We start from the raw sequence: 25,947 nt of genomic DNA, 5'->3' as shown, positions 1-25,947 counted from the left end.
GCGGTTGAGGGTTTACGATCTGCGACTTGACCGCAGCGAATGACACCGGTGTAATTAAGGAATCGCATACACCGTGCGGACATTCATTCAGCAAGGCGGGAGACGAGATGACTGGATCGCAGTATCGCTCGGGCGTTCCCGACAACTGGTTCGTCGATCCGGTTCAGCTGGGAGTCCCCGGAGTCCGTCGTGTCGTCGAGGGCGACGACACCCAGCTGGCCTGGCAGACAGACGCACTGTGCTCGCAGACCGACCCCGAGGCCTTCTTCCCCGAGAAGGGCGGCTCGACCCGCGATGCCAAGCGCATCTGCGCATCGTGCGACGTGCGCACCGAATGTCTCGAGTATGCGCTCCACAACGACGAGCGCTTCGGGATCTGGGGCGGGCTCAGCGAGCGCGAGCGCCGCAAGCTCAAGCGCCAGGCCTCCTGACGCGGATCCGGACGACCCGCGCGCATGAGCGCGGCTTGACGGCGCCCGCCGCTTAGGCTTTCCCCGTCATGCCCGCCCGAGTCCACGCCATCCTCGTCGTGCGCCCCGACGGCCGCACCCCCGCCGCATTCCATCTGCGGCGCACGCTTGCGGCGCTCGAAGCGCAGACGCGCCCTGTCGACGCGCTCACCATCGTGCTGTGCGGCGAAGACGACAACCTCCGCCAACTCGCCGCCGATTCGCGGGCCGAGGGTGTCATCGCGGCGCCCCGCACGACCGGCTACGCCGAGGCGGCGACGCTGGCGACCCATCGCGTGCAGGGCGACGCGGTGTGGCTGCTGGCACAGGACACCGCCCCCGAGCCCGATGCCCTCGCACGGCTGGCGGGTGCTCTCGAACTCGCCCCTTCCGTCGCCTTCGCCGCCCCCAAGCTGGTGCGCTGGGACGACCGCACCGAAATCGTCTCGCTCGGCGTCTCGATGACGACCCTCGGGCGGACGGTGGGGCTCGCCGACGGTGAACTCGACCAGGGGCAGCACGACGCCGGTCAGGACGTGCTCGCCGCGGACGTGCGGGGCCTCCTGGTGCGCACGCCGCTGTGGCGGGCGCTGCAGGGCCTGGACCGCGGATTGTCGGGCGCCGACGAAGGACTCGATCTCGGCGTGCGCGCGCGTCTCGCCGGCGGACGGGTCACCCTCGTCCCCGCCGCCCGGGTCGCCGTCGCCGGCGACGGCGTGGCGGGCCTGCCCGACACCTACGGCTCGCGCCGGCGCCTGCGCCGGGCGTTCGCGACGCGCACGGCCCAGCTGCACCGCCGCCTCGTCTACGCCCCCGCCGCCGCGCTGCCGCTGCAGTGGCTGGCGATCCTGCCGATCGCGCTGTGGCGCACCGTCGCGCACCTGGTCGCCAAGCGCCCGAGCCTGATCTGGACGGAGTGGGCGGCCGCCGCGGTCGCCATGGCGCGCATCCCCACCGTCGCCCGCGCCCGCGCCCGCATCCGGCGCACCCGCACCGTGTCGTGGCAGTCCCTCACCCCGTTGCGGGTCGCTCGCGCGGACCTGCGCACCAACCTGGCGCTCACCGACGAATCCGACCGACTCGCTCACGTGCGCCGCTCCGAGCTGCACTTCTTCAGCGGCGGCGGCGCGTGGGCGGTACTGGCGGCCCTCCTCGTCTCGATCGCCGCCTTCCCCGCGCTGTTGGCGTGGCCCGTGCTCGGCGGCGGCGCCCTCGCGCCGCTGCGCGACACGGTCGCCCAGCTGTGGGCGGATGCCGCCTACGGGCAGCGCCAGTTGGGTCTTGACACGGTGGGTGCCGCCGACCCGTTCGCGACCGTCGTGGCCGCGCTCGGCAGCCTCTCGCCCGCGGCGCCGTCGCAGGCGATGGTGGTGCTCTGGGTGCTCGCGCTGCCGTTGGCGGTGCTCGGCGGCTGGTTCGCCGCCACCCGCGTCACCGACCGTTCGCTGCTGCGCATCACCGGCGGCGTCGCCTGGGCCCTGGCGCCCACGTTCCTCACGGCGCTCGTGCACCCGCGGCCGGCCGCCGTGATCGTGCACCTGGTGCTGCCGTGGCTGTTCTTCGCCGCCAGCGTCGCGCACCGGTCCTGGGCTGCGGCGGGCGTGGCGTCGCTGCTCGTGGCCGTCGTCGCAGCCTGCGCGCCGTCGATCGTGCCCGCCCTGCTGGTGCTGTGGCTGATCGCGCTCGTGATCGCCTCGGTCCGCGGCTCCGGCGCGGGCATCGGGCGTGTGGCCTGGCTGATCGTGCCCGCTGCGGCGCTGTTCGCACCGCTCGTCTGGCAGCAGCTCGTCGGGGGGAACGCCTGGGGGCTGCTCGCCGACCCGGGGGTGACCTGGAACGGACCGATCGTGAGTGCGGATGCCGCGGGCCGCGCGCTGCTGGCCGCCGGCTTCCCCACTTCCGACCCCGGCGGCTGGGGGCAGCTGCTCGGTGGGGCACCGACCTGGTGGGTGCCGCTGCTGATGGTGCTTCCCACGGTGCTCGCCCTCCTCGCGCCACTCACGGTGCGGTGGGCGGCCGGTGTCGTACTGCTGTCGGTGGCGGCCCTCGGTATCGCGACGGCGTTCGCGGCCGTCGCGATCTCGGTGGCGATCACCGCCGCCCAGCCCGTGCCGGTGTGGCCGGGCGCCGCGCTCAGTCTCGCGTGGATCGGCGTGCTCGGCGCGGCGCTGATCACCCTCGATGTCGTCCCCTCCGTCCCCCTCGCCCGCACCCTCGCGGCGACCGCCGTGATGCTCGTGCTGGCGGTGTGCGCCGTGCCGGCACTGACCGCGCAGGCCCGCCAGGCCACCGCGCTCGTCGAGGGCCGTGCCAGCACGCTTCCGGCCTACGTCGCGGCCGAGGGCCGCGGCAACGGGGATGTCGGCACGATCGTGCTGACGCCGCTCGGTGACGGTTCGGTCGACGCCGAAGTGGTCTGGGGAGCCAGCGAGACGCTCGGCGGCCAGAGCACCGCGCGCGACACGCGGGTGGAGGCCACGGCGGCCGATGAAGAGACCGCCGCCCTCGTCGCCGACCTCATGACCGATGCCGCCGAGGACGCCGTCACCCCGCTCGCCGAGCGGGGCATCGGCTTCGTGCTGCTCGCGCCCTCCGCCGCACCGACAGAAGCCGCCGAGACCGTGCGGCGCACCGCGGCGATCGCTCTCGACCAGCGCGACCGCCTCGAGTCGGTGGGTGAGGAGACCCTGCGCGGATCGCTGTGGCTCGTCGCGGGTGGGGCCTCGGCGCGGCAGGACGAGACGACGCTGGTCGCCGCGACCGCCCGTGGCATCGCGACCGTGCAGCTGATCGTGCTGACGATCGCGCTGCTGCTGGCGATCCCGACCGCACAGACCCGCCGCGACGCGCGCCGGGCGCCGCGGATCGTGGGGCTACGAGCAGGGGAGAGCCGATGACGAAGCGACCGACGTGGGCGGCCACGAGCGCGCGCCTGGTCGGCGGGACGGTCGCCGCCGTGGCGCTGGTCGCCGGCACCGTCACCGCCGCCGCCGTGGTCTGGCCGACGCACGACCGTGAACCCGTCTCGGTGCTGGCCGTGCCGGCACCCTCGGAATCGGTGGCCGCCTGCCCCGGGGGCCTGCTCGCCATCGGCCGCGATGCCGGCGTGGCAGCAGCGGTCACACTCGTGACCGCCCCCCGGGTCGTCTTCGACACCGGTGCAGGGCAGCCCGAGGCGACCGCCGAACCGCTCGTCGCCCCCGCCGTGGCGGATTCCACTCCCGACGCCTTCACCGCCCCACCCGCTGGCGCCACCCGCACCGATCTCGTGGCGGCGACGTCGGCGACGGTCGCAGCCGAGGACCTTTCCGGCTTCGCCGCGGCATCCTGTCTGCCCCCGTTGCTGGAATCGTGGATCGTCGGCGGCGCGACCGCCACCGGGTACTCCGGCCTGCTGCTGCTGTCCAACCCCGGCAGCGTCCCCGCCGACGTGCAGATCACGGCGTACGGCGCGGCCGGACCGCAGTCACCGCCCGCAGGCCGACTCGTCGTCGCACCCGGCACGCAGCGCGTCGTTCCGCTGGCGGCCCTCGCGCGCGATGAGAAGAGCCCCGTCCTGCAGGTCATTTCCACCGGCGCCCCGGTGCAGGCGACGCTGCAGTCGAGCATCACCCGCACGCTGCTGGCCGGCGGCGTCGACCAGGTGGCCCCCGTCATCGCACCCGAGACCGAGCAGACCATCCCCGCCGTCGTCGTCACGGCCCCGCCCGGGGTGGAGGGGGCGTCGGACCCTGCCACGATCGTGCGCCTGCTGGCGCCGTCGACATCGTCCGCCGCGACCGTCACGGTGCGCAGCGCCGGGCAGACCGTTTCGACCAGCGAGGTGCCGCTGCAGGCCGGCGTACCGCTCGAGCTCGACCTCGGCGGGCTCGAGGTGGGCACCTACTCGGTGCATGTGCAGTCCGATGCCGCCGTCGTCGCAGCCGTATGGTCGACCACCGGGTTCGGCGAAGGAGACGACTTCGCCTGGCATGCCGCGGCCCCGCGCGTCGAGGGTGCGACGCTGGTGGCGGTCGCCGCCGGGCCGTCGCCGACGATCGCGATCGCCAACGACGGGGCCGACGCCGTCGCGGTCAGCCTCACCGCAGACGCCGGCGCCGGCGCGGCCGAGGAGATCTCGGTGCCTGCGGGATCCACGGTGCGCGTCGCCGTCGATCCAGAGCGCGTCTATCGGCTCGAGGCATCGGGACCCGTGCGGGCCGCCGTCGGCTACACCGGCGACGGTGCGCTCGCCTCCTATCCGCTGTGGCCGGCCGACGCCGCGGCATCCCCGCTGCTCGTCCACCCGTGACGGCTCGCTCCCGCAGCGCGACTTCGGTGGGTCGCGGTGCTCGACTTAGGATGGGCACATGATGCGGCGTCGTTTCCGAAGCGCCACGGTCGCCCGTCCCCGGCCGGCGCGGCACGGCCGTCACGGCCGCGAGGGACGCAGCCCCGTGGTGCGTCCGCCGCTGCCGCCGCTGGACACCCGCGCGGAACGGTTCGACCTCGCCGTGGGCAGTGCCGCGGAGTTCCTCCGCAGCGCCTGGGAGGACCTGCGCGACGTGCGCTTCGACGTGGGCGAGATGCCCGAAGCGACCGATGCCGACGGCATCCCGCGCTGGAGCGTGCATCCCGACGAGAAGCGCATCATCCTGTACCGGCTGCCGATCGAGCGCCTCAGCCGTCCGCACCACGAGGACGAGCTGCACCGGCGCATGATCATCGAGAGCTGCGTGTTCCGCGCCGCGGCGGACTACCTCGACAAGGATCCGTGGGATCTGGGCCCGGAGCGCTTCCGCTTCTGAGCGCGCCGCGCGGGATCCCTCGTCTCAGCCGCCTCACGCGTTAGCGTGGTGCCGATGCGCGAGAGACTGTGTTCCAAGGTGGGCTGCGCCCGCGAGGCCGTGACCACGCTGACGTTCGATTACGGCGACCAGATGGCCGCCCTCGGACCGCTGGGCCTCGGTCGCGATCCTCACGCCCACGACCTGTGCGCCATCCACACCGACCGGCTGTCGGTGCCGAAGGGCTGGGTCGTCGTGCGTCACGAGACGCTGCGAGTCTGAGGCGGCACCCGCGGCCGTGCCCGCGTGGCACAATGTCGCCATGCCGACCCGGACCCCCGCGCTCACCTATGCCGTCGCCGATCTGTCGCTCGCGGAGGCGGGACGCCACCAGCTGAGGCTGGCCGAGAACGAGATGCCCGGCCTGATGGCGCTGCGCGAGGAATTCGGCCCGTCGCAGCCCCTTGCCGGCGCCCGCATCGCCGGCTCCCTGCACATGACGGTGCAGACCGCCGTGCTCATCGAGACGCTCGTGGCCCTCGGGGCGCAGGTGCGCTGGGCCAGCTGCAACATCTTCTCCACGCAGGACGAAGCGGCCGCAGCCGTCGTCGTCGGCACCGAGGGCACGGCCGAGGACCCGCGAGGCGTGCCGGTGTTCGCGTGGAAGGGCGAGACGCTCGAGGAGTATTGGCACCTCGCCGACCGCATCTTCGACTGGAGCGACGAGGGGTTCGACGGACCGAACCTCGTCCTCGACGACGGCGGAGATGCGACCCTGCTCGTGCACAAGGGCGTCGAGTTCGAGAAGGCCGGGGCCGTGCCGGATGCCGCACCCGACGACCCCGCCGAGTACAGCGTCATCCTCGAGCTGCTGCGGCGCAGTCTCGAGCGTGACCCGCAGCGCTTCACGCGCATGGCCGAGGACCTCCTCGGCGTCACGGAGGAGACGACCACCGGTGTGCACCGGCTGTACGAGCTCGCGGCATCCGGTCATCTGCTCTTCCCCGCGATCAACGTCAACGACTCGGTCACGAAGTCCAAGTTCGACAACAAGTACGGCATCCGTCATTCGCTGCCTGACGGCATCAACCGGGCGACCGATGTGCTGATGGGCGGCAAGGTCGCGTTCGTGTGCGGGTACGGCGATGTCGGCAAGGGGGCCGCGGAGGCGCTGCGCGGTCAGGGGGCGCGCGTCATCGTGAGCGAGGTCGACCCCATCTGCGCGCTGCAGGCGGCGATGGACGGGTATCAGGTGGCGCGGCTGGCCGATGTGGCCGGTCAGGTCGACATGCTCATCACCGGGACGGGCAACAAGGACGTCGTCACGGTGGACGACCTCCTTGCGCTCAAACACCTCGCGATCGTCGGCAACGTCGGGCACTTCGACAACGAGATCGACATGGCGGGGCTCGAGGCACTGCCCGGGGCGGAGCGGGTGGAGATCAAGCCGCAGGTGCACGAATGGCGCCTGCCGACCGGGCGCAGCGTGCTCGTGCTGAGCGAGGGGAGGCTGCTGAACCTCGGCAACGCCACGGGGCATCCGTCGTTCGTCATGAGCGCGTCCTTCACGAATCAGGTACTCGCGCAGATCGAGCTGTTCACCCGGCGTGATCAGTACCCGACCGCCGTGTACACGTTGCCCAAGCACCTCGACGAGAAGGTCGCGCGGCTGCACCTCGACGCGCTCGGGGTGCGACTGACCACCCTGACCCCCGCGCAGGCCGCCTATATCGGCGTGCCCGTGGACGGCCCGTACAAACTGGACCACTACCGCTACTGACGTCGCCGGGCCGCCGCGCCGCCGCGCCGCGTCGCCGCGGCTCGCGCGCGGTTCCGGTGCCGCGAGTGGTGAGTGTCGCGGCCGCGTCCTGTGCGGAAGTGACACCCGAAGGGCCCGCGCCCGGTCCAGCGCCGGGAAGCGCTGTTCCGGTGTCGCTTGGGGTGGGTGTGTTGCCCGCGCACTTGCGCGGAAGCGACACGCGAACCGGCCCGCGCGAGCCCCGCTCCCGCCCGCGGCCGGGTAGGCGCCGTTCCGGTGTCGCGTGTGGTGGGTGTGCGCCCGCGCACTGCGCGGAAGCGACACGCGAACCGGCCCGCGCGAGCCCCGCTCCCGCCCGCGGCCGGGTAGGCGCCGTTCCGGTGTCGCGTGTGGTGGGTGTGCGCCCGCGCACTGCGCGGAAGGGACACGCGAACCAGCCCGCGGCGCACCTGTCCCCGCGACGCTGCGGGCGCGCCGTTCCGGTGTCGCGTATGGCGGGTGTTGCTTCCGCGCACCGTGCGGTGGCGACACCCGAACCGCCCGCCGCCCGCCGCCCGCCGCCCGCCGCCCGCCGCCCGCCGCCCGCCGCCCGCCGCCCCGCGCCCGCCGCCCCGCGCCCGCGGTCCGCGCGGGCACGCGCTGTTCCGGTGTCGCTTGTGGTGGGTGTGGGGCCCGCGCATTGCGCGGAAGTGACACTCGAGCAGCCCGGGCCGGCAGCGCGGCGCGGGGCGGACCCGGTGCGGGCGCGGCGGGTCAGCGGGCGGGGAAGCCGCGGGGGGCGATGCCGGTGCCGGCGGTGAGTGCGGCGGTGCGTTCGTCCTCGCCGCGCAGGGCCCGCAGCTCCCGTTCGCGGCGCGCCGCGATCACGCCCACCAGGAAGGTCTCGGGGTCGACCGGCGGCACGGGCGCCACGAACGCCCGCACCTCGGCTGCGAGCGCGTGGGCGGTGCGGGCCCGGGCGGCGGGATCCAGCGCCGTCGCCTGCCGTGCGAACTGGGCCACGCGACGCGCCAGCTGGTCGGGCAGCCGCCCCACGTCGGCGACCGTCGCCCACCCCGCGAGCGCGGGCGGCATGCCGGGGGGCGGCGGCGGCAGCTTCGGTGTGCGGGTGCGTTCGCTGTAGGTGCCGGCCATGAGGTCGCCCAGTCGCTCGGCCCTCGGGGTGAATGCGCCGACGATGCCGGCGACCGCGCCGATCGTGAACCACAGCTCGAACACACCCACGAGCGCGCGGATGAACGCCTGCCGGAACCCCGACGCGCCCCCGTCGGCGCGCACGATGCGCGCACCGATCGCGAGCTTGCCCAGGCTGCGGCCGCGGGTGAGCGTCTCGACGAGGGTCGGCACGACGACCGTCACGAGTACCAGCACCGCGATGGTGAAGACGGTGGACAGCTGGCTGCCCAGCACGCTCTGCCCGGCGATCCACGAGGTCACCAGCGCCAGCAGGGCGAACAGCAGCACGCCGGCGACCATGTCGATGAGGGTGCCCAGCGCCCGCAGGAAGTAGCCGATCGGCTGCACGTCCAAGGCGACGGCTTCGCCGGTGAGGATCTCGTCCTGGCGGATCTCGACGGCGGGTCCGGGGGGCGGCACGTCTACAGTGAATCACATGGATGCCGACGCCCTCGCTGCAGCCCGGCACGAGGAGTGGGCCCGCCTCGACGAACTGGGCCGTCGCCGCAGGCTCGACGGCGCCGAGGCCGACGAGCTGGTCGCCCGCTACCGCGCGGCATCCGCAGACCTGGCGGACCTGAAGACCTCCGCCGGACGCACGCCGGAGGGCGACTACCTCTCGACGCTGCTCTCGCGCGCGCGCCTGCGCCTGACCGGCACCCCCGACAACGTGCTGCGGCAGCTGCCGCGCTTCTTCGTCCTGCAGCTGCCGGCGGCGCTGTATCGCCTTCGCTACACGACGCTGGCCATCGCGGTCGGCTTCGTCATCGTCGCAGCCCTCGCGGCGAGCTGGATCGCGGGAGACCCCGCGGTGCTGGCGACGCTGGGCAGTCAGGCGCAGCTGGAACAGTATGCCGAGGGCGAGTTCACCCAGTACTACAGCGAGAACCCGGCGGCGGTGTTCGCGGGGACCGTGTGGACCAACAACGCCTGGATCGCCGCGCAGTGCGTCGCGTTCGGCATCACGGGCATCTGGCCGCTCATGGTGCTGATGCAGAACGCGATCGGGGTGGGGACGGCGGCCGCGGTGCTCTTCGCCTTCGGCCGCGGCGACGTCTTCCTGCTCTACATCGCCCCCCACGGCCTGCTCGAGCTCACGAGCATCTTCGTCGCGGGCGCCGCGGGCCTGCACATCTTCTGGGCCTGGGTCGCCCCCGGCCGCCGGGGGAGGGGCGTCGCGCTCGCCGCCGCGGGCCGGTCGCTGGTGACCGTCGCGGTCGGACTGGCGCTGGCGCTGGCGGTCTCGGGTCTCATCGAGGGTTTCGTCACCGCCCAGCCCTGGCCGTGGGCGCTGAAGATCGGCATCGGCGCACTGGCCCTTGCCGCGTTCCTCGTCTACATGCTCGTGGTCGGTGGGCGCGCGACGCGGCGCGGTGAGACGGGCGATCTCCCCGAGTACGAGCGCGGCACCGCGCGGCTGGTGGCCGGCTGAGCATACAGTTGTTTTGTCTTAGTCAAAACAACTGTATGCTGGGGGCATGACACGGCAGACGACGATCCCGGATGCCGCGAGCGCGATCCGCGCCGCGGGGCTGCGGGTCACCGATTCCCGCCGCGCCGTGTACGACGCGCTCGCCGTGCGCCCGCACGCCAGCGCCGACGACGTCTATGCCTGCGTGGCGCCGATCGTGCCCCGCACCAGTCGGCAGTCCGTCTACAACGCGCTCGGCGACTTCGCCGACGCCGGACTCGTGCGCCGTATCGAGCCGGCCGGCCGGCCGATGCTGTTCGAACTGCGCGTCGCCGACAACCACCACCACCTCGTCTGCACGTCATGCGGCCGGGTCGAAGACGTCGACTGCACCGTGGGGCATGCTCCGTGCCTGCATCCGTCTGAGACGCACGGCTTCGACGTCGCCGCCGCCGAGGTGACGTTCTGGGGCCGCTGCGCCACGTGCACCGCGTCCGCCTGACACCCCCGACCCGCTGACACTCCCCGACCCGCTGGCCTCCTGAAACCCACATTGGAAGGACCCCCCCATGACAGACGACACCATCCCCGAGATCGGTGAAGACGCGACCGGCATCGACCAGTCCGTCACCGTCACCGACACCGACAGCGCGCACGCCGAGCAGGCGGCGAAGGCGGATGCCGCGGGCAGCTGCCCCGTCGTGCACGGCGCCGGCGCCGGCCTGGCGAACCCCACCGGCCAGCCGCACCCGACCACCGGCACGGCCAACAACGTGTGGTGGCCCAATCAGCTGAACCTGCGCATCCTCAAGAAGAACCCCGCCGAGGCCGACCCCCTGGGCGGCGACTTCGACTACAAGGCGGCGTTCGCGTCGCTCGATCTCGCCGCGGTCAAGGCCGACATCGCCGAGACCCTGACGACGTCGCAGGACTGGTGGCCGGCCGACTTCGGCAACTACGGCCCGCTCATCATCCGCATGGCCTGGCACGGCGCCGGCACCTACCGTGCGACCGACGGTCGCGGCGGCGCCGGCACCGGTCAGCAGCGCTTCGCGCCCCTGAACAGCTGGCCCGACAACGTCAACCTCGACAAGGCCCGCCGGCTGCTGTGGCCCGTGAAGAAGAAGTACGGTCAGTCGCTGTCGTGGGGCGACCTCATGATCCTCGCCGGCAACGTCGCGCTGGAGTCCATGGGGTTCGAGACCTTCGGCTTCGGCGGCGGCCGCCCCGACGTCTGGGAGCCCGACGACGACGTGTACTGGGGCCCCGAGACCACGTGGCTCGGTGACGAGCGCTACACCGGGGAGCGCGACCTCGAGAAGCCGCTCGCGGCCGTGCAGATGGGTCTCATCTACGTCAACCCCGAGGGTCCGGCCGGCAACCCCGACCCGCTCGGCTCGGCGCGCGACATCCGCGAGACGTTCGCACGCATGGGCATGAACGACGAGGAGACCGTCGCCCTCATCGCCGGTGGTCACACGTTCGGCAAGACCCACGGCGCCGCCCCCGACTCGAACCTCGAGGACAACCCCGAGGCCGCGGGTCTGGAGATGCAGGGCCTCGGCTGGAAGAACAACCACGCCACCGGCAAGGGCGACGACACGATCACGTCGGGGCTCGAGGTGACGTGGACCTACCACCCCACCCGCTGGGACAACGAGTTCTTCCACATCCTCTACGCCTACGAGTGGGAGCTCATGAAGAGCCCCGCCGGTGCGCACCAGTGGCGTCCGAAGAACGGCATGGGCGCGGACATGGTGCCGCTGGCCCACTCCGACGGCCGTCGGGAGCCCCGCATGCTCACGAGCGACATCGCGCTGCGCGTCGACCCCGAGTACGACAAGATCTCGCGCAGGTTCAAGGACGACCCGGTGGCCTTCGGCGACGCGTTCGCCCGCGCCTGGTTCAAGCTGACCCACCGCGACATGGGCCCCGTCGCCCGGTACCTCGGTCCCGAGGTGCCCACCGAGGAGCTCATCTGGCAGGACCCGGTTCCGGCCGTGGATCACGTGCTCATCGATGCCGCCGACGCGGCCGAACTGAAGCAGCAGATCCTCGCGAGCGGACTGACCACCGAGCAGCTCGTGTCCACGGCGTGGGCGGCGGCCTCGTCGTTCCGCGGCAGCGACAAGCGCGGTGGCGTCAACGGCGCCCGCATCCGCCTGTCGCCGCAGAAGGACTGGCAGGTCAACAACCCGCCGCAGCTGGCCCTCGTGCTCGACAAGCTCGAGCAGGTGCAGTCCGCCTTCAACGACGGCCGCACCGACGGCAAGAAGGTGTCGCTGGCCGACCTCATCGTGCTCGCCGGTAACGCGGCGGTCGAGAAGGCCGCCCAGGCGGCCGGTGTCGAGGCCGAGGTGGTCTTCCACCCCGGGCGCACCGACGCCACCCAGGAGCAGACCGACGTGGAGTCGTTCGGCTACCTGGAGCCGGCGGCCGACGGGTTCCGCAACTACTACGGCCCGAAGGCGTTCCTCCCGCAGGAGCACCACCTCATCGACAAGGCCAACCTGCTCACGCTCACCGCGCCCGAGATGACGGCGCTCGTCGGGGGTCTCCGGGTGCTCGGAGCCAACTGGGACGGTTCCGAGTACGGTGTGTTCACCGACCGCCCCGGTGTGCTGACGAACGATTTCTTCGTGAACCTGCTCGACCTCGGCACCACCTGGCGCCCGCTCGACCCGGGTTCGCAGGCGTTCGAGGGCATCAAGGACGGCTCGGGCGAGCGCGTGGGCCGTGGCACCCGCGTCGACCTGCTGTTCGGCTCGAACTCGGAGCTGCGCGCCCTCGCCGAGGTGTACGCGAGCGACGACGCGAAGGAGAAGTTCGTGCGCGACTTCGTCGCCGCGTGGGGCAAGGTCACCGAACTCGACCGGTTCGACCTGCGCTGAGCGCGACCGCGCCCTGACGCAACGACGGCCCGCCCCTTCGAGGGGCGGGCCGTCGTGTCGTTCGCGCCGCGGCCCTCACCCCAGCGTGCGTCCGTCGAACAGCGCCCGGTTGGCGAACCCGGCCAGGAGCGCGCCCACGATCGGGAACACCAGGAACACCCACAGCTGCAGCAGGGCGTCTCCGCCGCCGTAGATGGCCGTCGCGATGGAACGGGCGGGGTTGACCGAGGTGTTGTCGATGGGGATGGATGCCAGGTGGATGAGGGTCAGGGTCAGCCCGATCACGAGACCGGCCAGCTTCGTCCCCCGGGTGGGGTGGGTGACGCCCAGGATGACGAACACGAAGATCGCGGTGAACAGGATCTCCGCGACGATCGCGGAGCCCATGCCGAACCCGCCGGGGGAGTGGGCGCCGTAGCCGTTGCTGGCGAAGCCGCCGTCCTGCGCCGAACGCAGCCAGCCGTCGGGGCCGAACAGCCCGATCAGCACGATGAGGGTCGTGCCGATGGCGCCACCGACGATCTGGGCGACGATGTATCCGACGGTGTCCTTCCACGGGAAGCGTCCGGCGGCGGCCAGCCCCAGTGTCACGGCCGGGTTGAAATGACCGCCGGAGATCGGGCCCCACGCGTAGACGCCGGCGACGACGGTGAGGCCGAAGGCGAGCGCGACGCCCACGAACCCGATGCCGAGCGAGGTGCCCCCCGCGCCGACGCCGAAGTCGGCGGCGAACAGCGCCGCGCTGATCGAGCCGAACACGAGCAGGAACGTCCCCATCGCCTCGGCGGTGAGCCGGGCGGGCATGCGGGGCCCGGTGGGTGAGGGGGTGTGGTCGAGGGGGGTGGGGGCGACGGGCTGTGCAGGGCGGGGGTCGTTGCTCATGGTGACAGCTCCTTTCGCGCTCACAGTATCCGCACGCCCGCCGTGCCGGAAGCGCACGCGCGACGCGGATTCCGGTGGCCTGCCGCTAGAGCCTGCCCGCTGCCTTGAGCGCGAGGTAGCGGTCCGCGATGCGCGGGGGGAGATCCTCCGCGGGCGCCGCCAGCGCCTCCCCACCCGCGCGCGCCACCGCCGCGGCGACCCGCGCGGCGTCGCGCGCGGTGCGCTCGACCGCCGCGGCGCGGTAGACGTCGTCGGCGGTCCGGCGGCGGCCGGGCGCAGGCGTGGACGGATCGGGTGCGGCATCGGTCGCCGTGCCCACGAGCACGTGGGCGCGCCTCGTGAGGGCCGGGAGCGACCCGAGGAACCCCCGCGACGCCTCCGGCGCATCCTGCGCCGTCAGCAGCACGATGAGCGCGGGACGGGACGTCACCGCGCGCACCTGCGCGAACGCGGCATCCCAGTCGGTGTCGATCAGCTGCGCCTCGACGGGGGCCATCGCCTCCATCATCGCCGGCAGCAGCGCGGCACCGTCCAAGCCCGTCACGCGTGCGCGCAGCACCCGGTCGAACATCACGAGATGCACGTGGTCGCCCGCACGGGCGGCCAGGGCCGCCAGCAGCAGCGCCGCCTCCATGGCGGCATCCAGGCGCACGCCGTCGCCCACGCGCGCGGCGGCGGTGCGTCCGGTGTCGACGACGATCACCACGTGCCGGTCGCGTTCGGGCCGCCACGTGCGCAGCATCGTCGTGCCGGCACGGGCCGTCGCGCGCCAGTCGATGGAGCGCACGTCGTCGCCGCGCACGTACTCGCGCAGACTGTCGAACTCGGTGCCCTGTCCCCGCACCTGCAGGCTGGTGTTGCCGTCGAGCTCTCGCAGTCGCACCAGTCGCGAGGGCAACTGCCGCAGCGAGGTGAAGGCGGGGAGCACGCGCACGGTGCCCGGCACGTCCAGGCGCGCCTGGCGCCCCGCCAGCCCGATCGGGCCGTGAGAGCGCACCGCGACGAAGAGGCTGCGCAGCTCGCCCCGACGCCGGGGGAGCAGCGGCACGGTGACCGTGCGCCGTTCGCCGGGAGACACATCCACCGCCGCGCGCTCTGCGGGGGCGCCCGCGGTGGGCTGCCACGCATCGCGCAGCCGGCCGCGCACCCGGCGGGAGCCGGTGTTCTCCAGCACCAGTCGCGTCTGGATCGCCTCACCCAGGCGGGTGCGGGTGGGGCCGGTGCGGGTGAGGTGGAGGCGCTGCGGGGCGGCGGCCGCCGCGGCATCCGTCAGGGCCAGCGCCGCGCATCCCATGAGCCAGAACACCGCGACCGGCCACGGCGCGATGCCGGCGGCGCCGAGCAGCACGACGGGCACGACGCCGAGGGCGACGAGGGCGGCGAGGCGACCGGTGATGTACACGGTCTACTTCGGGACGGGGGTCTGCTGCAGCACCGAGGTGAGGATCGCCTCGACCGACACCCCTTCGATCTCGGCCTCGGGCCGCAGCCGCAGCCGGTGTCGCCAGGCCGGAACGAGCATCGCCTGCACGTGGTCGGGGGTGATGGCGGGGTAGCCCTGCAGCCACGCCCACACCTTCGCCGCGGCCAGCAGCGCCGTCGCCGCGCGCGGGCTCGCGCCCAGCTGCACCGACGGGGCCTGACGCGTGGCGCGGGCGAGGTCGACGACGTAGGCCAGCACGTCGTCGGAGACGGCGACGGATGCCGCCGCCTGCTGCGCGGCACGGATCTGCGCCGCCCCGACGACGGCCGAGAGGCCCGCCGCCTGCAGGTCACCGGGCCGGAACCCGTCGGCGTGGCGACGGAGCACCGCGAGCTCGGCGTCGCGGGCGGGCATGTCGATGACGATCTTCAGCAGGAACCGGTCCAGCTGCGCTTCCGGCAGCGAGTAGGTGCCCTCGTGCTCGATGGGGTTCTGCGTCGCGGCGACGAGGAACGGGTCGGGGAGGGCCCGGGTGACACCATCGGCGGAGACCTGCCGCTCCTCCATGGCCTCCAGCAGCGCTGCCTGGGTCTTCGGCGGCGTGCGGTTGATCTCGTCGGCCAGCAGCACGTGGGTGAACACGGGGCCGGGGCGGAACTCGAACTCGCCGGTGCGGGCGTCGTAGATGAGTGAGCCCGAGAGGTCGCCGGGCATGAGGTCGGGGGTGAACTGGACGCGTTTGGTGTCGAGGCCGATCGCGCGGCTGAACGCGCGCACCAGCAGGGTCTTGGCGACGCCGGGCACGCCTTCCAGCAGCACGTGGCCGCGGGCGAGCAGCGCGATGAGCAGACCCGTGATCGCCCCGTCCTGCCCGACGACGGCCTTGCCCACCTCCAGCCGCACGCGGTTCATGGCGTCGCGCAAGGCCTCATCGTCGGTGACGGCGGCGGCGGTGGGGGATGCGGTTTCGGCGTCGGTCACTGCGGGTTCCTCCCGGGTCGGACGGCGAGACGGACAGCCGTCTCGAGGTGCTGCAGGGCGTCGGCGAGCCGGACGAGCTCGGCGTCGGTGGTGGGTCGATCATCGATCAGGATGCCGCGGACGCGCGCGCGGTCCATGCCCAGGCGCGCCGCGGCGGCGTCCGCGGTCTCTTCCGCGGCGGCCGTGGGCCCGAGCCCCAGATCGCGGGCGAGGCGATCGAGCGCGCCGTAGCGCAGCTGGTCGGCGACGTGGACGGTGTCGCGGGAGCGCGCGTACAGGCGGGCACGGCCCTCGGTGGTCTCCGCGGCCCGCACCGTGACCGGCAGGTTCTCGCTCACCAGCGGCCCGAACCGCCGGGCGCGCCACAGCGCTGCGGTCACTCCTGCGGCGGCGAGCACCACCAGCGAGGGGGTGACCCAGTCAGGGGTGAGAGCCCCCAGCGTCGGCGAGGAGTCGGTCAGCGCGCCGTCGGCGAGCGAGGGCAGGTACCAGACCACCCGCGGGTGTGCGCCGAGCAGATTCACCGCAAGGGCGGCGTTGCCGTTGTCGGCGAGGTGGGCGTTGGCGAACAGGTCAACGGCGTCGAGGGCAGCCAGGCTCCGCTCGTCCCGCGTCGTCACCAGCAGCGCGTCCCCCTCGCCCGACGGGTAGCACGCGGTGACCCCGGGTGCGCCGCGGAAGACGGCACCCGGCAGGATGCCGCCGGCGCGCTGCGCCGCGGGCAGCGCGCAGCCCGGCTCGGCGATGACGTCGTCGCCGACACCGGCCGCGGCGGAGCCGTCCACGAGCACGCGGAGGTCCCGTGAGCGCGGGTCGACGAGCACGACGTCGTCGCCCAGCAGCGCCACCTCGCCCAGGGTGGCGTCGTCCAGCGGAGTGGTGTCGCCGATCACGAGCGTCGCCGGTCCCGCTGCGACGGCGCGTTCGGCGGCGGCTCGATCACGCACGACATCGACGGTGAGACCCTCGTCGCGAAGCACCTCGACGAGTGCGCGGGCACCGCCCGGACCCGCCGAGTCGGGATCGAGCGCTTCTCGCTCGGTCCACTCACCCACGCTCAGCAGTGCCGCCGAGCCTGCGCCGATGAGCACGATCGCGGCGGCGATGACGGCCCAGCCGCCCACACGTCGGCGACGGGTGGCGGGGTCGATCGCTGCCGGCGCGGTCACGGCGCGGCGGGGGCGAGGTCGGTGCGGCGCGGCACGGTGGTGGCGACGGCGTCGTCGACGGCGGCGACCTGGGCGTACCGCTCGGCGGTTCCGGGCCGGCGGAGGTAACGGACGTCGTCGAACACGGTCGCGGCCTGTTCGAGATCGTCCGCAAAGCCGGGGAAAGCCGCGGCGGCGTCGCGCGCGAAGGCGTGCACGGTGGCCCCGGGGACGGCGTCGACCACCCCGCGCTCGCCGAGCCCGGTGGCGAGGGCCCGGAAACGCTCGGTGATCGCGGCATCCCATTCGCCGCGCGCGGCGTGGTCGGCGGCGGCGGCGCGCAACTCCGCGGCCGTGCGTCGCTGCGCCTCGCCGAACAGTTCGCTGCCGCCGCGGGAGCGACCCGAGGCGCGAGGGAGCCCCCACACCAGGATCGCGACGACGACCACGCCGACGATCACGACGGTCACCAGCACCGCCAGCCACGGTCCCCATGCTGCGGGGAGCGCCCGTGTGAACAGATCCTCGAAGAACTGTGCGACCCCGAGCGCGAACCGGTCCAGTGGGGTCGGCTCGGCGATCTCGTAGATGCGGTCGGCGAGCTCGCGCTCGGCCCACTCGCGCGCCTCGTCGGCGTCGGGGATCAGGGGTGCGGCCACGGTCAGGGCTGCACCCACGGGGTCGCCCGTGCGGGCGGGTCGCCGGCGTCGTGCGGTGCCGCCGTCCCCGCGGGAGGCGGGGGATAGCCGTAGCCGGGGCCGGGAGGCGGGGGATAGCCGTAGCCGGGGCCGGGAGGCGGGGGATAGCCGTAGCCGGGGTGGGCCAGGGGCGCTCGCGGCGCGGCGACGCGACCGATGTGCTGCCGGTACGGATCCGCGAGCTCCCGCACCCCGGCATCCCGCTGCTCGACGTACGCGAGCAGGTCCTGATCCAGCGCCTCATGGCGCATGCGGCAGTCGATGTAGATGAGCGCGGTCGCGGTGGACTGGGCGATGAGGGCGACCACCTGCAGCAGCACGGTGACGATCTGGGTCAGCACTCCGCCGACGATGAGGGCCACGATCGCGCCGGTCTGCGGCTCGCCGGTCGGGGAGAAGACCGTCGAGATGGCGGTCGTGGCGAACGAGAAGGGGATGCTCACCAGCTGCGCCACCGCCCCGAAGACGAGGGAGATGATCACCACGATGCCGAGCGTCGACCAGAACCGGCCACGCGTGAGCCGCCACGACCGTCTGATCGCGCCGGTGATCGTCGCGCCTTCGAGGATGATGACGGCCGGGGCGAGCAGCAGCTTCACCGTCAGCCAGAGCCCGAGGGGGAGGGAGGCCAGCACGACCGCGATCGTCAGTGCGATGCCGCCGGCAGGAGCCGCCGCCCACAGCGCGATGATGCCGACGACGACCAGGGCGATGCCGACGAGCACCACCAGCGTCACCAGCAGCGTGTAGCCGACGAGGCGCCAGGCGACCGGCTTCACCCGGGCCCACAGTGCGCCGAGGGTGAGCTTCTCGGCGACGGCGGCGTGGGCGACCTCGCTCACCACCACACCCTGCACGAGCACGCCGAGGGTCCCGAGGGCCAGGCCGATGACGACGGCGGTGATGAGGCTGACGGCGACGGAACCCGCCGCGACCTCGTCGAACTCCGGCGTGCCGGGGCGCAGCGTGTCGAGCCGCAGGAAGGAGGCGACGGTGACGGCGACGATCGCGACCGTCCCGACGAACGTCGCGACCGACTGCACGCCGACGGCGAAGCCGAGCAGCACGCGCGGGTTCTGCCGCAGCGCCGAGAACGAGCGGCCCAGAATCGTCCCGAACGACAGCGGCCGCAGCGGAATGATTCCTGGGCGGGCGGCAGGTGTCCAGGCCGGATACGCGGTCATGACTCTCCCTGAGCGGCTGAGGTGGTCACTATCGTGTCATACGGCACCGATGCCGCGGCGCGGCAGGGACCTGATGCGGCATCCTGCCTGCGGTGTCGGCTACTCTGGGCGGAGCCCCACCGCCTCGTGCGCGGGCTGGGGAACCCGGAGGACGAGCACGTACCCATGACCTCACGCATCCTGGTGGTCGACGACGACACCGCGCTGGCCGAGATGATCGGCATCGTTCTGCGCACCGAAGGCTTCGACACCGTCTTCTGCGCCGACGGCGCGGTGGCTGTGGATGTGTGGCGTGCGGAACGCCCCGAGCTCGTGCTCCTGGACCTCATGCTCCCGGGCATGGACGGCATCGAGATCTGCACCCGCATCCGGGCCGAATCCGGGGTGCCGATCATCATGCTCACCGCGCGCACCGACACCGCCGACGTGGTCCGCGGCCTCGAATCGGGTGCCGACGACTACATCGTCAAGCCGTTCAATCCCAAAGAGCTCGTCGCTCGCATCCGCACCCGCCTGCGCCCCGCGGCGCAGTCGTCGGGCGACACGTTGCGCATCGGCGACCTCAGCGTCGACGTCGCCGCCCATGAGGTGCGCCGTGCCGATGAGGTGATCGGTCTCACTCCGCTGGAGTTCGAACTGCTGGTCGCGCTCGCCGCGAAGCCGCAGCAGGTGTTCTCCCGCGAGATGCTGCTCGAACAGGTGTGGGGTTACCACTACAAGGCCGACACGCGTCTGGTGAACGTGCACGTGCAGCGACTGCGCGCGAAGGTCGAGCTCGATCCCGACAACCCCAAGATCGTCACGACGGTGCGCGGCGTCGGCTATCGTGCCGGCGCGGTGGTCTGAGGGGGCTCTTGTCCACGGCGAGCGCGTCACGACGCGCGATCGCGCGGCTGCGCGACTGGCGGCGCTGGCCCGAAGAGGCCGCGTCCGCGTGGCGCGGGTCGCTGCGCTTCCGCACCGTGCTGCTCACGCTCGGGCTCACCGCGCTGGCGGTGCTGGCGGCCTTCGTGTTCATGGCGCTGGCGATCCAGAACGATCTGTTCCAGTCCCGGCTGGAGCAGGTGCTGGGCGACGCCGCCCGCACCACGCAGACCGCCCAGGCGACGCTGGACTCGGCCGAGGTCGAGGGCGACGCCGTCGCGGTGGACAACCTGCTGGTCAATGTGAGCACGGTCGCCCGGCAGGCGGCCACCGACATGACGGCGGCGCTGCGCACCGAGACGACGTCGCCGTTGGCCCCGCAGGGGTTCACCACCGGCGGGCTCACCGAGGACCTGCTGTCCCCGGGACTGCGCGCATCGGTGCAGGACACCGGCGACCTGCAATGGTGGCAGTCCTCCGCCCTCCCCGACGGAGACGGCGGCACGGTGCCGGGCATCATCGTCGGCCAGCAGTTGGAGGTGCCGCAGGCCGGCCCGTACGAGCTGTACTTCGGGTACGACCTCGCCGATGCCGCTCAGACGCTCTCGTTCGTGCAGGTCACCCTGTGGATCGTGGGGGCAGCGCTGGTGATGCTCATCGGCGCCATCTCGTGGGTCGTGCTCCGCTCGGTGACGAGCCCCATCGCGCTGGCCGCGCAGACCAGTGAGCGGCTCGCCAACGGCGAGCTGGGTGTGCGGCTGCAGGTGCGTGGCGAGGATGAGCTGGCGACCCTGGCACGCTCGTTCAACGCGATGGCCGACAGCATCGAATCGCAGATCAAGGACCTGGCCGATCTCTCGCTCGTGCAGCAGCGGTTCGTCTCCGACGTCTCGCACGAGCTGCGCACCCCGCTGACGACCATCCGGCTCGCCTCCGACATGCTCAACGACCACCGTGCGGATTTCGACCCCACCACGGCGCGGGCCGCCGAGCTGCTGCACGCCCAGGTGCAGCGGTTCGAGACGCTGCTGACCGACCTGCTGGAGATCAGTCGCTACGACGCCGGGTCGGTGCAGCTGGAGACGGAGCCGACGAGCATGGCGCAGCTGGCCGAGGATGTCATCGCCTCGATGCAGCAGCTCGCCGACCAGCACGGCACCGACGTGCGCCTCATCGCCCCCGGTGGCTATTCCCTCGTCGAGATGGATCCGCGCCGCGTGCGCCGCATCGTGCGCAACCTGCTCGGCAACGCCATCGAGCACGGCGAGGGCCGGCCCATCGTCGTGACGGTCGACAGCGACCAGCGCGCCGTCGCCCTGGGCGTGCGCGACTACGGGCTCGGCATGACCGCCGGCGACGCCGAACGGGTCTTCGACCGGTTCTGGCGGGCCGACCCGTCGCGTCGGCGCACGATCGGGGGCACCGGTCTCGGCCTCTCGATCGCCCTGGGCGATGCACGGTTGCACGGCGGCACCCTCGCGGTGTGGTCGGCGCTCGGCCGCGGCACCCACTTCGTGCTGACCATCCCGCGGCAGGGGACCGACTTCGACGGGACCTCGCCCATCCCCGCCGACCCGGGTGAGGACGGCTCATTGGACGCGCTGGGCCTCACCCAGCCGATCGAGATCCCCCAGGCCGACCGGAGGGAGAAGTGATGAGGAGTCCCGCCCGCATCATCGCCGTCATCGCCGTCACGGCCTGCATCGGGGTGCTGTCCGCCTGCGCCGGCCTGCCCACCAGCGGTCCGGTCAACCCCGGCATGGCGTTGGATGACGACACCCGGCCGCCGGACATCTCCTTCGTCGCCGACCCCCCGCAGCCCGGGGCGACACCGCGCGAGATCGTGGAGGGTTTCATCCGCGCCGGCTCCGGCACCCGCGGCGAATGGGCCACCGCCCGGGAGTACCTCACGACCGATGCGCGCGAGGTGTGGAACCCGTTCGCCGGGGTGACCGTCGACGACTTCGCCGACCGTGAGTACGTCGAGAGCGCCGAGGACACCATCACCCTCAACGTCACCGCCGACGCGGTCGTCGACCAGGCCGGCGCCTACAACGACGTCGACGGCGCGGCGCTGGGGCTGCCCTTCCGGCTGGCCCAGGAGGACGGGCAGTGGCGCATCAGCGAGGCGCCCGACGGCATCGTGCTGGACGACGCCTGGTTCGATGTCGTCTTCCGCAGCTACACGCTGGCGTATTTCGACCCGACCTGGACCTACCTCATTCCCGACGTCCGCTGGTTCACGACCACCAACCCCGCCACGAGCGTCGCCAGCGCCCTGCTCGAGGGCGACCCGAGTCCGTGGCTGGAGGGTGCGGTGGCCAGCGCCGTGCCGAGGGACGTCACCCTCGCCGCCCGCACCGTGCCGGTGCAGGACGACGGCACGGCGCGCGTCGAACTCACCGCGGGCGCCCTGGATCTCGACCGCACGACGCTCGACCGCCTGCAGACGCAGCTCGTGGAGAGCCTCGCCGGGGCCGGGGTCACCACGGTGCAGCTGACCGTCGACGGGCAGCCGCTGGCGGCATCCGTCGTCCCCACAGCCTCCACACGAGTCCCCCCGCAGGCCCTCGTGCTCAATGATGAGGGGTTCGGCTACCTCTCCGCAGACACCCTCGAACCGCTGGCGCTGTCGGATGCCGTCCTCGACTCGGGTGCCGTCGCGGTTCAGGTGGCCGCCGATCAGGATGCCGCGGCGGTGCTGCGCAGCACCGGTGCTGTGGCCCGCGTCGACGCCACGACAGGCTGGGGCGATGTGGACACCCGGCCCGAGCTCGTCGCCCCCTCGATCGACACCGGCGGCTGGGTGTGGAGCGTGCCGCGGGCGACACCCACCGCGGTGCGGGTGTTCGGACCGCAGGGCGAGGTCGTCGACGTCGCCGGGGCGTGGCCGGAGGTCACGAGGATCACCGCGATGGAGGTCTCCCGCGACGGCACGCGGGTCGCGGCGGCGGTGCTCGACGGCGGGCAGCCGGCGATCTGGGTCGCCGGCATCATCCGCGAGGGCGGTGTGCCGGTGGAGCTCGGGGTGCCTCACGCGCTGGCATCCCTCCCCGGTGTGGGTGCGGATGTCGGCTGGCTGGATGCCACGCACCTCGGCGTCGTCGTCGACGTCGCCGGCGACGCGCGCATCGTGGAACAGGTCGTGGGCGGCGGGAACACCGTCATCAGCGCCCCGGCGGGCACCCGCTCGATCGCACCGACCAACCAGGTCTCCGACGTGCGGCTGCTGGACGATCAGGGGACGCTGTACGTGCGGCGCGGGACCAACTGGGCCACGAGCGCCAGCGGCATCGGGGTGCTCGGCACGGTGCAGGGCACATCCGGCTGACGTCGCCTCCTCCACAGCGCAGGAAACGCCCTGCGGCACCCCCGGCGCGTGCGATCGCGGTGCGGGCACGCCGGCGGCAGTCGAGACTGGGACCCATGTCTTCGGCACCGGTGCGCGATGCGCTCGCCGCGGCGCTCGCGCTCGCCTTCCCGGTCTGGTGCGCGGGGTGTGACCTGCCCGACGCGGTCCTCTGCCCCTCGTGCCGGGAGGGGCTGAGCTCGACCGTCAGCGTGCGTCGCATCGACACGGTCGGGGTGCACAGCGCGCTGGTGTTCGACGGCGTCGTCGCGCGGGTCGTGCGCGCATTCAAGGAGGACGGCCGCACCGCGCTCGCCGCGGCACTGGCTCCCGCCCTCGCGGCGGCCGTGGGGTCGTGCGCGGGAGGGGCGATCGTGGTTCCGGTCCCCGCCTCACGCGCGGCGATGCGCCGGCGGGGCTACCGCCCGGTGGAGTTGGTGTGCCGTCGCGCCGGGCTCGCGCCCGAGCGTCTGCTGCAGGCGGTGCGCCCCACCGCCGACCAACGGGGGCTGCCGCGCGAGGCACGCGTGGCCAACATCACCGGCAGCATGCGGGCGCGCGACGTGGCGGCGGGAGTGCGTGTCGTCGTGGTCGACGACGTTGTCACGACCGGCGCCACGCTGACCGAAGCCGCGCGGGCGCTGCGGTCGGCGGGGGCGGTCGTGGTGGGGGCGGCCACCATCGCGGCGACGCCGCGCCGGCGACATGCCGTGCGAAGTGACACGAGCGTCCCGGCGCAGTAGCGTGGCAACCACAAGGCGACTGATGGTCCGCCCTTGGCCGGGCGGACCGGAACAAGGAGGTCAAGGATGGATACCAGTATCGTCGGCGTGGGTGTGGGGATCACAGATCGCTTCCGCACCGTGGTCGAAGAGAAGGCCCTCCGTGTAGAACACCTCGCTCCCCGGGCCCAGCGGCTCGATGTCAAGGTGACCCACCGGGCGTACCACAACGGTCGCGTCGAAGACGAGACCGTCGAGCTGACGCTCACGGGCAAAGGTCCGCTCGTGCGGGCCGAGGCCACCGACGGCGACAAGTTCACCGCGCTGGATCTGGCGGTCGACAAGCTCGCCGAGCAGTTGCGCCGAGCAAAGGAGAAGCGCCTCGATGCGCGCGACCACCCGCGGGGGGCGACGTTCAAGAAGGCGAACGGCGCGCTCGAGGGGATCGACGTGCAGCCGGCATCGGTCGACATGATCGAGGCCGTCGCCACGGGCACGATCCCCGTGCAGACGGGTACCGCGGAAGAGCCGGACTACTCCCCCGTCGTCATCCGCACGAAGAACTTCGAGGCGGAGTGGATGACCGTTGAAGAGGCGGTCGACCGCATGGAGCTGGTCGGCCACGACTTCTTCCTCTTCATCGACGCCCGCTCCGACCAGCCGAGCGTCGTGTACCGGCGCAAGGGCTGGGATTACGGTGTGATCTCGCTCGCGACCCAGGCCCCGCCTGCCGCGAAGCTCGCGTCGTAGCGAACGCAGCAGAAAGCGGATGCCGCGTGGAGGAATCCACGCGGCATCCGCTTTCTGCGCCGTGCGCCGGGCGGCGCCGCCGGCTCAGTCGAACATGCCGTCCAGAAGACTTCCGATGACGAGCCCGCCGAGGATCCCGCCCATGATGTTGTTCCCGCCGGGGCCGCCGCGGCCGCCCTGCGGACCGCCCCAGCCCGGGTCGTCGGGACGCGACGAGTCGATGTCGCGCTGCGCGTACTGCAGCGCCTCCGACGCGAGCAGACCGCAGCGGCGGGCGTCGGCCATCGCCTTCTCACGGTCGTCCTCGGGGATCGCGGCAGCCGCGATCACGGGGGCGAGGTTCAGCCGCAGGCTCTCGGCCTCGGCCAGACGCGTGCGGGCGTCGGCGCCGATCCAGCCGCGGTGACCGGCGATGACCGAACGAGCCACCGACAGCTGGCGATCGGCGTCGTCGACAGCGTGACGCACGTGCGCCTCGGCGGGGACGGGGCGGGCCGCGCGCTCGCGTGCCTTGGCGATGACGGCATCCAGCGCGGCGTTCTTCTCGCGCAGCACCGTCAGCTCGGCGAAGGGATCTGATCTGCCGCCGGCGGGGGACAGACTCGCCAGTGCACGCTCGAGTTCGGCGACCGCGGTCGTGACAGCCGGCACCTGCGGGGCGTTGCGGGCCTCGACGATGTCTTCACGGGAATCGGCGACGACCGCGGCGAGCGTCGACTGGGCGCGCAGGGCCTCGACCTCGAAGTCGTCGACGGCGTCGATCAGCGTGCCGGCGCGGCGCACCGCCTCGGTCGCCGCCTCCAACGCCACATTCGCGGGGCCCCGCTCGCCGGCCTCGCGGCGTCGCTCGGCGACGTCCGCGCCGTGCGCGGCGAAGTCGAGCAGCCCCGCCGCCTCGTCGGGGTTGCCGGCGATGCGCTGCACGGCCTCGGGGGCGTAACGCTGGGCGACCCGCTCCACGACCGTGCGGGCGGCTGGGATGCGGGCGGTGAGACGATCGACGTCGGCACGGATGCCGGCGAGGATCTCGGGCGCGCGACGGGCGCGCTCGATGCGCGCCTCTAGCGCGCTGGTGCGGTCGTCCAGCAGATCGTCCGCCCACTCGCACAGCTGCACGATGCGGGCGTTGCGGGTGCGCAGCTCCTCGACGGTGTCGGGGATCTCGTCGTGGTTGAGCTGGTTGAGGTGGAAGGCCTCGCCGAGGTGGTGGCGCACGGCGTCCAGCGCCTCACGCAGCTCCTGGGTGGCATCGGTGCCGAGCTCGGCGTCGGCGAAGACCAGCTCGTCGGTCGTGACCCGCACACGCTCATCGGTGGCGACCAGTGCGGCGCCCGCGCGGCGGGCGAGGTCCGCGTCGTGCTCCTGCAGTTCCTGCTGCTCGCGCTTGCGTCTGCCCCAGAATCCAGCCATGCCACGATCCTAGAGCCGTGACCCTGCGCCGACCCCCGGTTCGCTCAGGGCGAGCGGCCGGGAATCGCCCCACAGGCGACGCTG

22 protein-coding genes are annotated in these 25,947 nt (G+C 72.9%); 14 read left to right on the top strand and 8 right to left on the bottom strand.

Going from position 1 to position 25,947, the window contains the following annotated elements; all coding sequences use genetic code 11:
• Positions 1-107: 107 nt before the first annotated feature.
• The 6 genes from H9651_RS06140 to ahcY all read left to right on the top strand — a co-directional run bounded on the left by H9651_RS06140 (position 108) and on the right by ahcY (position 6,995).
• Complete coding sequence (locus H9651_RS06140) at positions 108-431, top strand: WhiB family transcriptional regulator (protein WP_191718386.1); 324 nt, start codon at positions 108-110, stop codon at positions 429-431.
• A 68-nt stretch (positions 432-499) separates the two neighbouring features.
• Complete coding sequence (locus tag H9651_RS06135) at positions 500-3,346, top strand: glycosyltransferase (RefSeq protein WP_191718384.1); 2,847 nt, start codon at positions 500-502, stop codon at positions 3,344-3,346.
• Positions 3,343-4,740, top strand: coding sequence for a DUF5719 family protein (locus H9651_RS06130; protein ID WP_191718382.1), 1,398 nt, complete (start codon positions 3,343-3,345; stop codon positions 4,738-4,740). Before H9651_RS06135 ends, H9651_RS06130 begins: the two co-directional genes overlap by 4 nt.
• Before the next feature lie 58 nt (positions 4,741-4,798).
• Positions 4,799-5,236: a metallopeptidase family protein gene (locus H9651_RS06125; RefSeq protein ID WP_404802997.1), complete on the top strand. Its 438-nt coding sequence runs from the start codon at positions 4,799-4,801 to the stop codon at positions 5,234-5,236.
• A gap of 54 nt (positions 5,237-5,290) precedes the next feature.
• On the top strand, positions 5,291-5,497 hold the full coding sequence (locus H9651_RS06120; RefSeq protein ID WP_191718380.1) for a DUF3499 family protein: 207 nt from the start codon (positions 5,291-5,293) through the stop codon (positions 5,495-5,497).
• Positions 5,498-5,537: 40 nt separating this feature from the next.
• Positions 5,538-6,995: an adenosylhomocysteinase gene (gene ahcY, locus H9651_RS06115; protein ID WP_191718378.1), complete on the top strand. Its 1,458-nt coding sequence runs from the start codon at positions 5,538-5,540 to the stop codon at positions 6,993-6,995.
• Positions 6,996-7,727: 732 nt separating this feature from the next.
• Here ahcY and H9651_RS06110 read toward each other — a convergent pair.
• Positions 7,728-8,570, bottom strand: a complete 843-nt coding sequence (locus H9651_RS06110) for an RDD family protein (protein WP_191718376.1) — start codon at positions 8,568-8,570, stop codon at positions 7,728-7,730.
• A gap of 16 nt (positions 8,571-8,586) precedes the next feature.
• Here H9651_RS06110 and H9651_RS06105 point away from each other — a divergent pair, with 16 nt between their 5' ends.
• From H9651_RS06105 to katG, 3 genes are all read left to right on the top strand, one after another.
• Positions 8,587-9,582 carry a stage II sporulation protein M gene (locus H9651_RS06105; RefSeq protein ID WP_191718374.1) on the top strand — a complete coding sequence of 332 codons (996 nt, stop codon included), beginning with the start codon at positions 8,587-8,589 and terminating at the stop codon, positions 9,580-9,582.
• A gap of 46 nt (positions 9,583-9,628) precedes the next feature.
• Positions 9,629-10,063 (top strand): Fur family transcriptional regulator, encoded by a 435-nt coding sequence (locus H9651_RS06100; RefSeq protein WP_191718372.1) that lies wholly within the window; start codon positions 9,629-9,631, stop codon positions 10,061-10,063.
• 67 nt (positions 10,064-10,130) lie between these two features.
• A complete protein-coding gene (katG, locus tag H9651_RS06095; protein WP_225216426.1) occupies positions 10,131-12,452 on the top strand; it encodes a catalase/peroxidase HPI in 2,322 nt (773 codons plus the stop codon).
• A 75-nt stretch (positions 12,453-12,527) separates the two neighbouring features.
• Here the strand turns inward: katG and aqpZ are convergent, their stop codons facing one another.
• From aqpZ to H9651_RS06065, 6 genes are all read right to left on the bottom strand, one after another.
• A complete protein-coding gene (aqpZ, locus tag H9651_RS06090; RefSeq protein ID WP_191718563.1) occupies positions 12,528-13,256 on the bottom strand; it encodes an aquaporin Z in 729 nt (242 codons plus the stop codon).
• A gap of 163 nt (positions 13,257-13,419) precedes the next feature.
• Entirely contained in the window at positions 13,420-14,736 is a 1,317-nt protein-coding gene (locus H9651_RS06085; RefSeq protein ID WP_191718370.1) for a DUF58 domain-containing protein, read from the bottom strand.
• A 3-nt stretch (positions 14,737-14,739) separates the two neighbouring features.
• Complete coding sequence (locus H9651_RS06080; RefSeq protein ID WP_191718562.1) at positions 14,740-15,669, bottom strand: AAA family ATPase; 930 nt, start codon at positions 15,667-15,669, stop codon at positions 14,740-14,742.
• 65 nt (positions 15,670-15,734) lie between these two features.
• Positions 15,735-16,907, bottom strand: coding sequence for a DUF4350 domain-containing protein (locus H9651_RS06075; RefSeq protein ID WP_318244778.1), 1,173 nt, complete (start codon positions 16,905-16,907; stop codon positions 15,735-15,737).
• Positions 16,904-17,563 (bottom strand): DUF4129 domain-containing protein, encoded by a 660-nt coding sequence (locus H9651_RS15005; protein ID WP_191718368.1) that lies wholly within the window; start codon positions 17,561-17,563, stop codon positions 16,904-16,906. The genes H9651_RS06075 and H9651_RS15005 overlap by 4 nt, the downstream gene beginning before the upstream one ends.
• Positions 17,548-18,768 (bottom strand): glycerophosphoryl diester phosphodiesterase membrane domain-containing protein, encoded by a 1,221-nt coding sequence (locus tag H9651_RS06065; protein ID WP_191718365.1) that lies wholly within the window; start codon positions 18,766-18,768, stop codon positions 17,548-17,550. Before H9651_RS06065 ends, H9651_RS15005 begins: the two co-directional genes overlap by 16 nt.
• A 165-nt stretch (positions 18,769-18,933) precedes the next feature.
• On the opposite strand from H9651_RS06065, the gene mtrA reads away from it, so the two are divergent.
• The 5 genes from mtrA (at position 18,934) to hpf (ending at position 24,453) form a co-directional block, all read left to right on the top strand.
• Positions 18,934-19,614 carry an MtrAB system response regulator MtrA gene (gene mtrA / locus H9651_RS06060; RefSeq protein ID WP_191718363.1) on the top strand — a complete coding sequence of 227 codons (681 nt, stop codon included), beginning with the start codon at positions 18,934-18,936 and terminating at the stop codon, positions 19,612-19,614.
• A gap of 8 nt (positions 19,615-19,622) precedes the next feature.
• Positions 19,623-21,287, top strand: coding sequence for an MtrAB system histidine kinase MtrB (gene mtrB, locus H9651_RS06055; protein ID WP_191718362.1), 1,665 nt, complete (start codon positions 19,623-19,625; stop codon positions 21,285-21,287).
• On the top strand, positions 21,287-22,963 hold the full coding sequence (locus H9651_RS06050; protein WP_191718360.1) for a GerMN domain-containing protein: 1,677 nt from the start codon (positions 21,287-21,289) through the stop codon (positions 22,961-22,963). Before mtrB ends, H9651_RS06050 begins: the two co-directional genes overlap by 1 nt.
• 95 nt (positions 22,964-23,058) lie before the next feature.
• On the top strand, positions 23,059-23,724 hold the full coding sequence (locus tag H9651_RS06045; RefSeq protein WP_191718358.1) for a ComF family protein: 666 nt from the start codon (positions 23,059-23,061) through the stop codon (positions 23,722-23,724).
• A 66-nt stretch (positions 23,725-23,790) separates the two neighbouring features.
• Positions 23,791-24,453, top strand: a complete 663-nt coding sequence (hpf, locus tag H9651_RS06040; protein ID WP_191718356.1) for a ribosome hibernation-promoting factor, HPF/YfiA family — start codon at positions 23,791-23,793, stop codon at positions 24,451-24,453.
• 84 nt (positions 24,454-24,537) lie between these two features.
• On the opposite strand, the gene H9651_RS06035 is transcribed toward hpf, so the two are convergent.
• Positions 24,538-25,863, bottom strand: a complete 1,326-nt coding sequence (locus tag H9651_RS06035; protein ID WP_191718354.1) for a hypothetical protein — start codon at positions 25,861-25,863, stop codon at positions 24,538-24,540.
• Positions 25,864-25,947: the final 84 nt, after the last annotated feature.

This window comes from Microbacterium pullorum (assembly GCF_014836535.1).
In the GTDB taxonomy this organism is placed as follows: Bacteria; Actinomycetota; Actinomycetes; order Actinomycetales; family Microbacteriaceae; genus Microbacterium; species Microbacterium pullorum.
Note: the sequence above shows the minus strand (reverse complement) of the source record. Positions and strands in the feature narration are given on the sequence as shown.

What these genes read in the sequence shown, in the direction of transcription:
- H9651_RS06140 (WP_191718386.1), top strand. Translation starts at nt 108, where the DNA reads ATGACTGGATCGCAGTATCGCTCGGGCGTTCCCGACAACTGGTTCGTC.
- H9651_RS06135 (WP_191718384.1), top strand. Translation starts at nt 500, where the DNA reads ATGCCCGCCCGAGTCCACGCCATCCTCGTCGTGCGCCCCGACGGCCGC.
- H9651_RS06130 (WP_191718382.1), top strand. Translation starts at nt 3,343, where the DNA reads ATGACGAAGCGACCGACGTGGGCGGCCACGAGCGCGCGCCTGGTCGGC.
- H9651_RS06125 (WP_404802997.1), top strand. Translation starts at nt 4,799, where the DNA reads ATGATGCGGCGTCGTTTCCGAAGCGCCACGGTCGCCCGTCCCCGGCCG.
- H9651_RS06120 (WP_191718380.1), top strand. Translation starts at nt 5,291, where the DNA reads ATGCGCGAGAGACTGTGTTCCAAGGTGGGCTGCGCCCGCGAGGCCGTG.
- ahcY (WP_191718378.1), top strand. Translation starts at nt 5,538, where the DNA reads ATGCCGACCCGGACCCCCGCGCTCACCTATGCCGTCGCCGATCTGTCG.
- H9651_RS06105 (WP_191718374.1), top strand. Translation starts at nt 8,587, where the DNA reads ATGGATGCCGACGCCCTCGCTGCAGCCCGGCACGAGGAGTGGGCCCGC.
- H9651_RS06100 (WP_191718372.1), top strand. Translation starts at nt 9,629, where the DNA reads ATGACACGGCAGACGACGATCCCGGATGCCGCGAGCGCGATCCGCGCC.
- katG (WP_225216426.1), top strand. Translation starts at nt 10,131, where the DNA reads ATGACAGACGACACCATCCCCGAGATCGGTGAAGACGCGACCGGCATC.
- aqpZ (WP_191718563.1), bottom strand. Translation starts at nt 13,256, where the DNA reads ATGCCCGCCCGGCTCACCGCCGAGGCGATGGGGACGTTCCTGCTCGTG.
- H9651_RS06080 (WP_191718562.1), bottom strand. Translation starts at nt 15,669, where the DNA reads ATGAACCGCGTGCGGCTGGAGGTGGGCAAGGCCGTCGTCGGGCAGGAC.
- H9651_RS06065 (WP_191718365.1), bottom strand. Translation starts at nt 18,768, where the DNA reads ATGACCGCGTATCCGGCCTGGACACCTGCCGCCCGCCCAGGAATCATT.
- mtrA (WP_191718363.1), top strand. Translation starts at nt 18,934, where the DNA reads ATGACCTCACGCATCCTGGTGGTCGACGACGACACCGCGCTGGCCGAG.
- H9651_RS06050 (WP_191718360.1), top strand. Translation starts at nt 21,287, where the DNA reads ATGAGGAGTCCCGCCCGCATCATCGCCGTCATCGCCGTCACGGCCTGC.
- H9651_RS06045 (WP_191718358.1), top strand. Translation starts at nt 23,059, where the DNA reads ATGTCTTCGGCACCGGTGCGCGATGCGCTCGCCGCGGCGCTCGCGCTC.
- hpf (WP_191718356.1), top strand. Translation starts at nt 23,791, where the DNA reads ATGGATACCAGTATCGTCGGCGTGGGTGTGGGGATCACAGATCGCTTC.
- H9651_RS06035 (WP_191718354.1), bottom strand. Translation starts at nt 25,863, where the DNA reads ATGGCTGGATTCTGGGGCAGACGCAAGCGCGAGCAGCAGGAACTGCAG.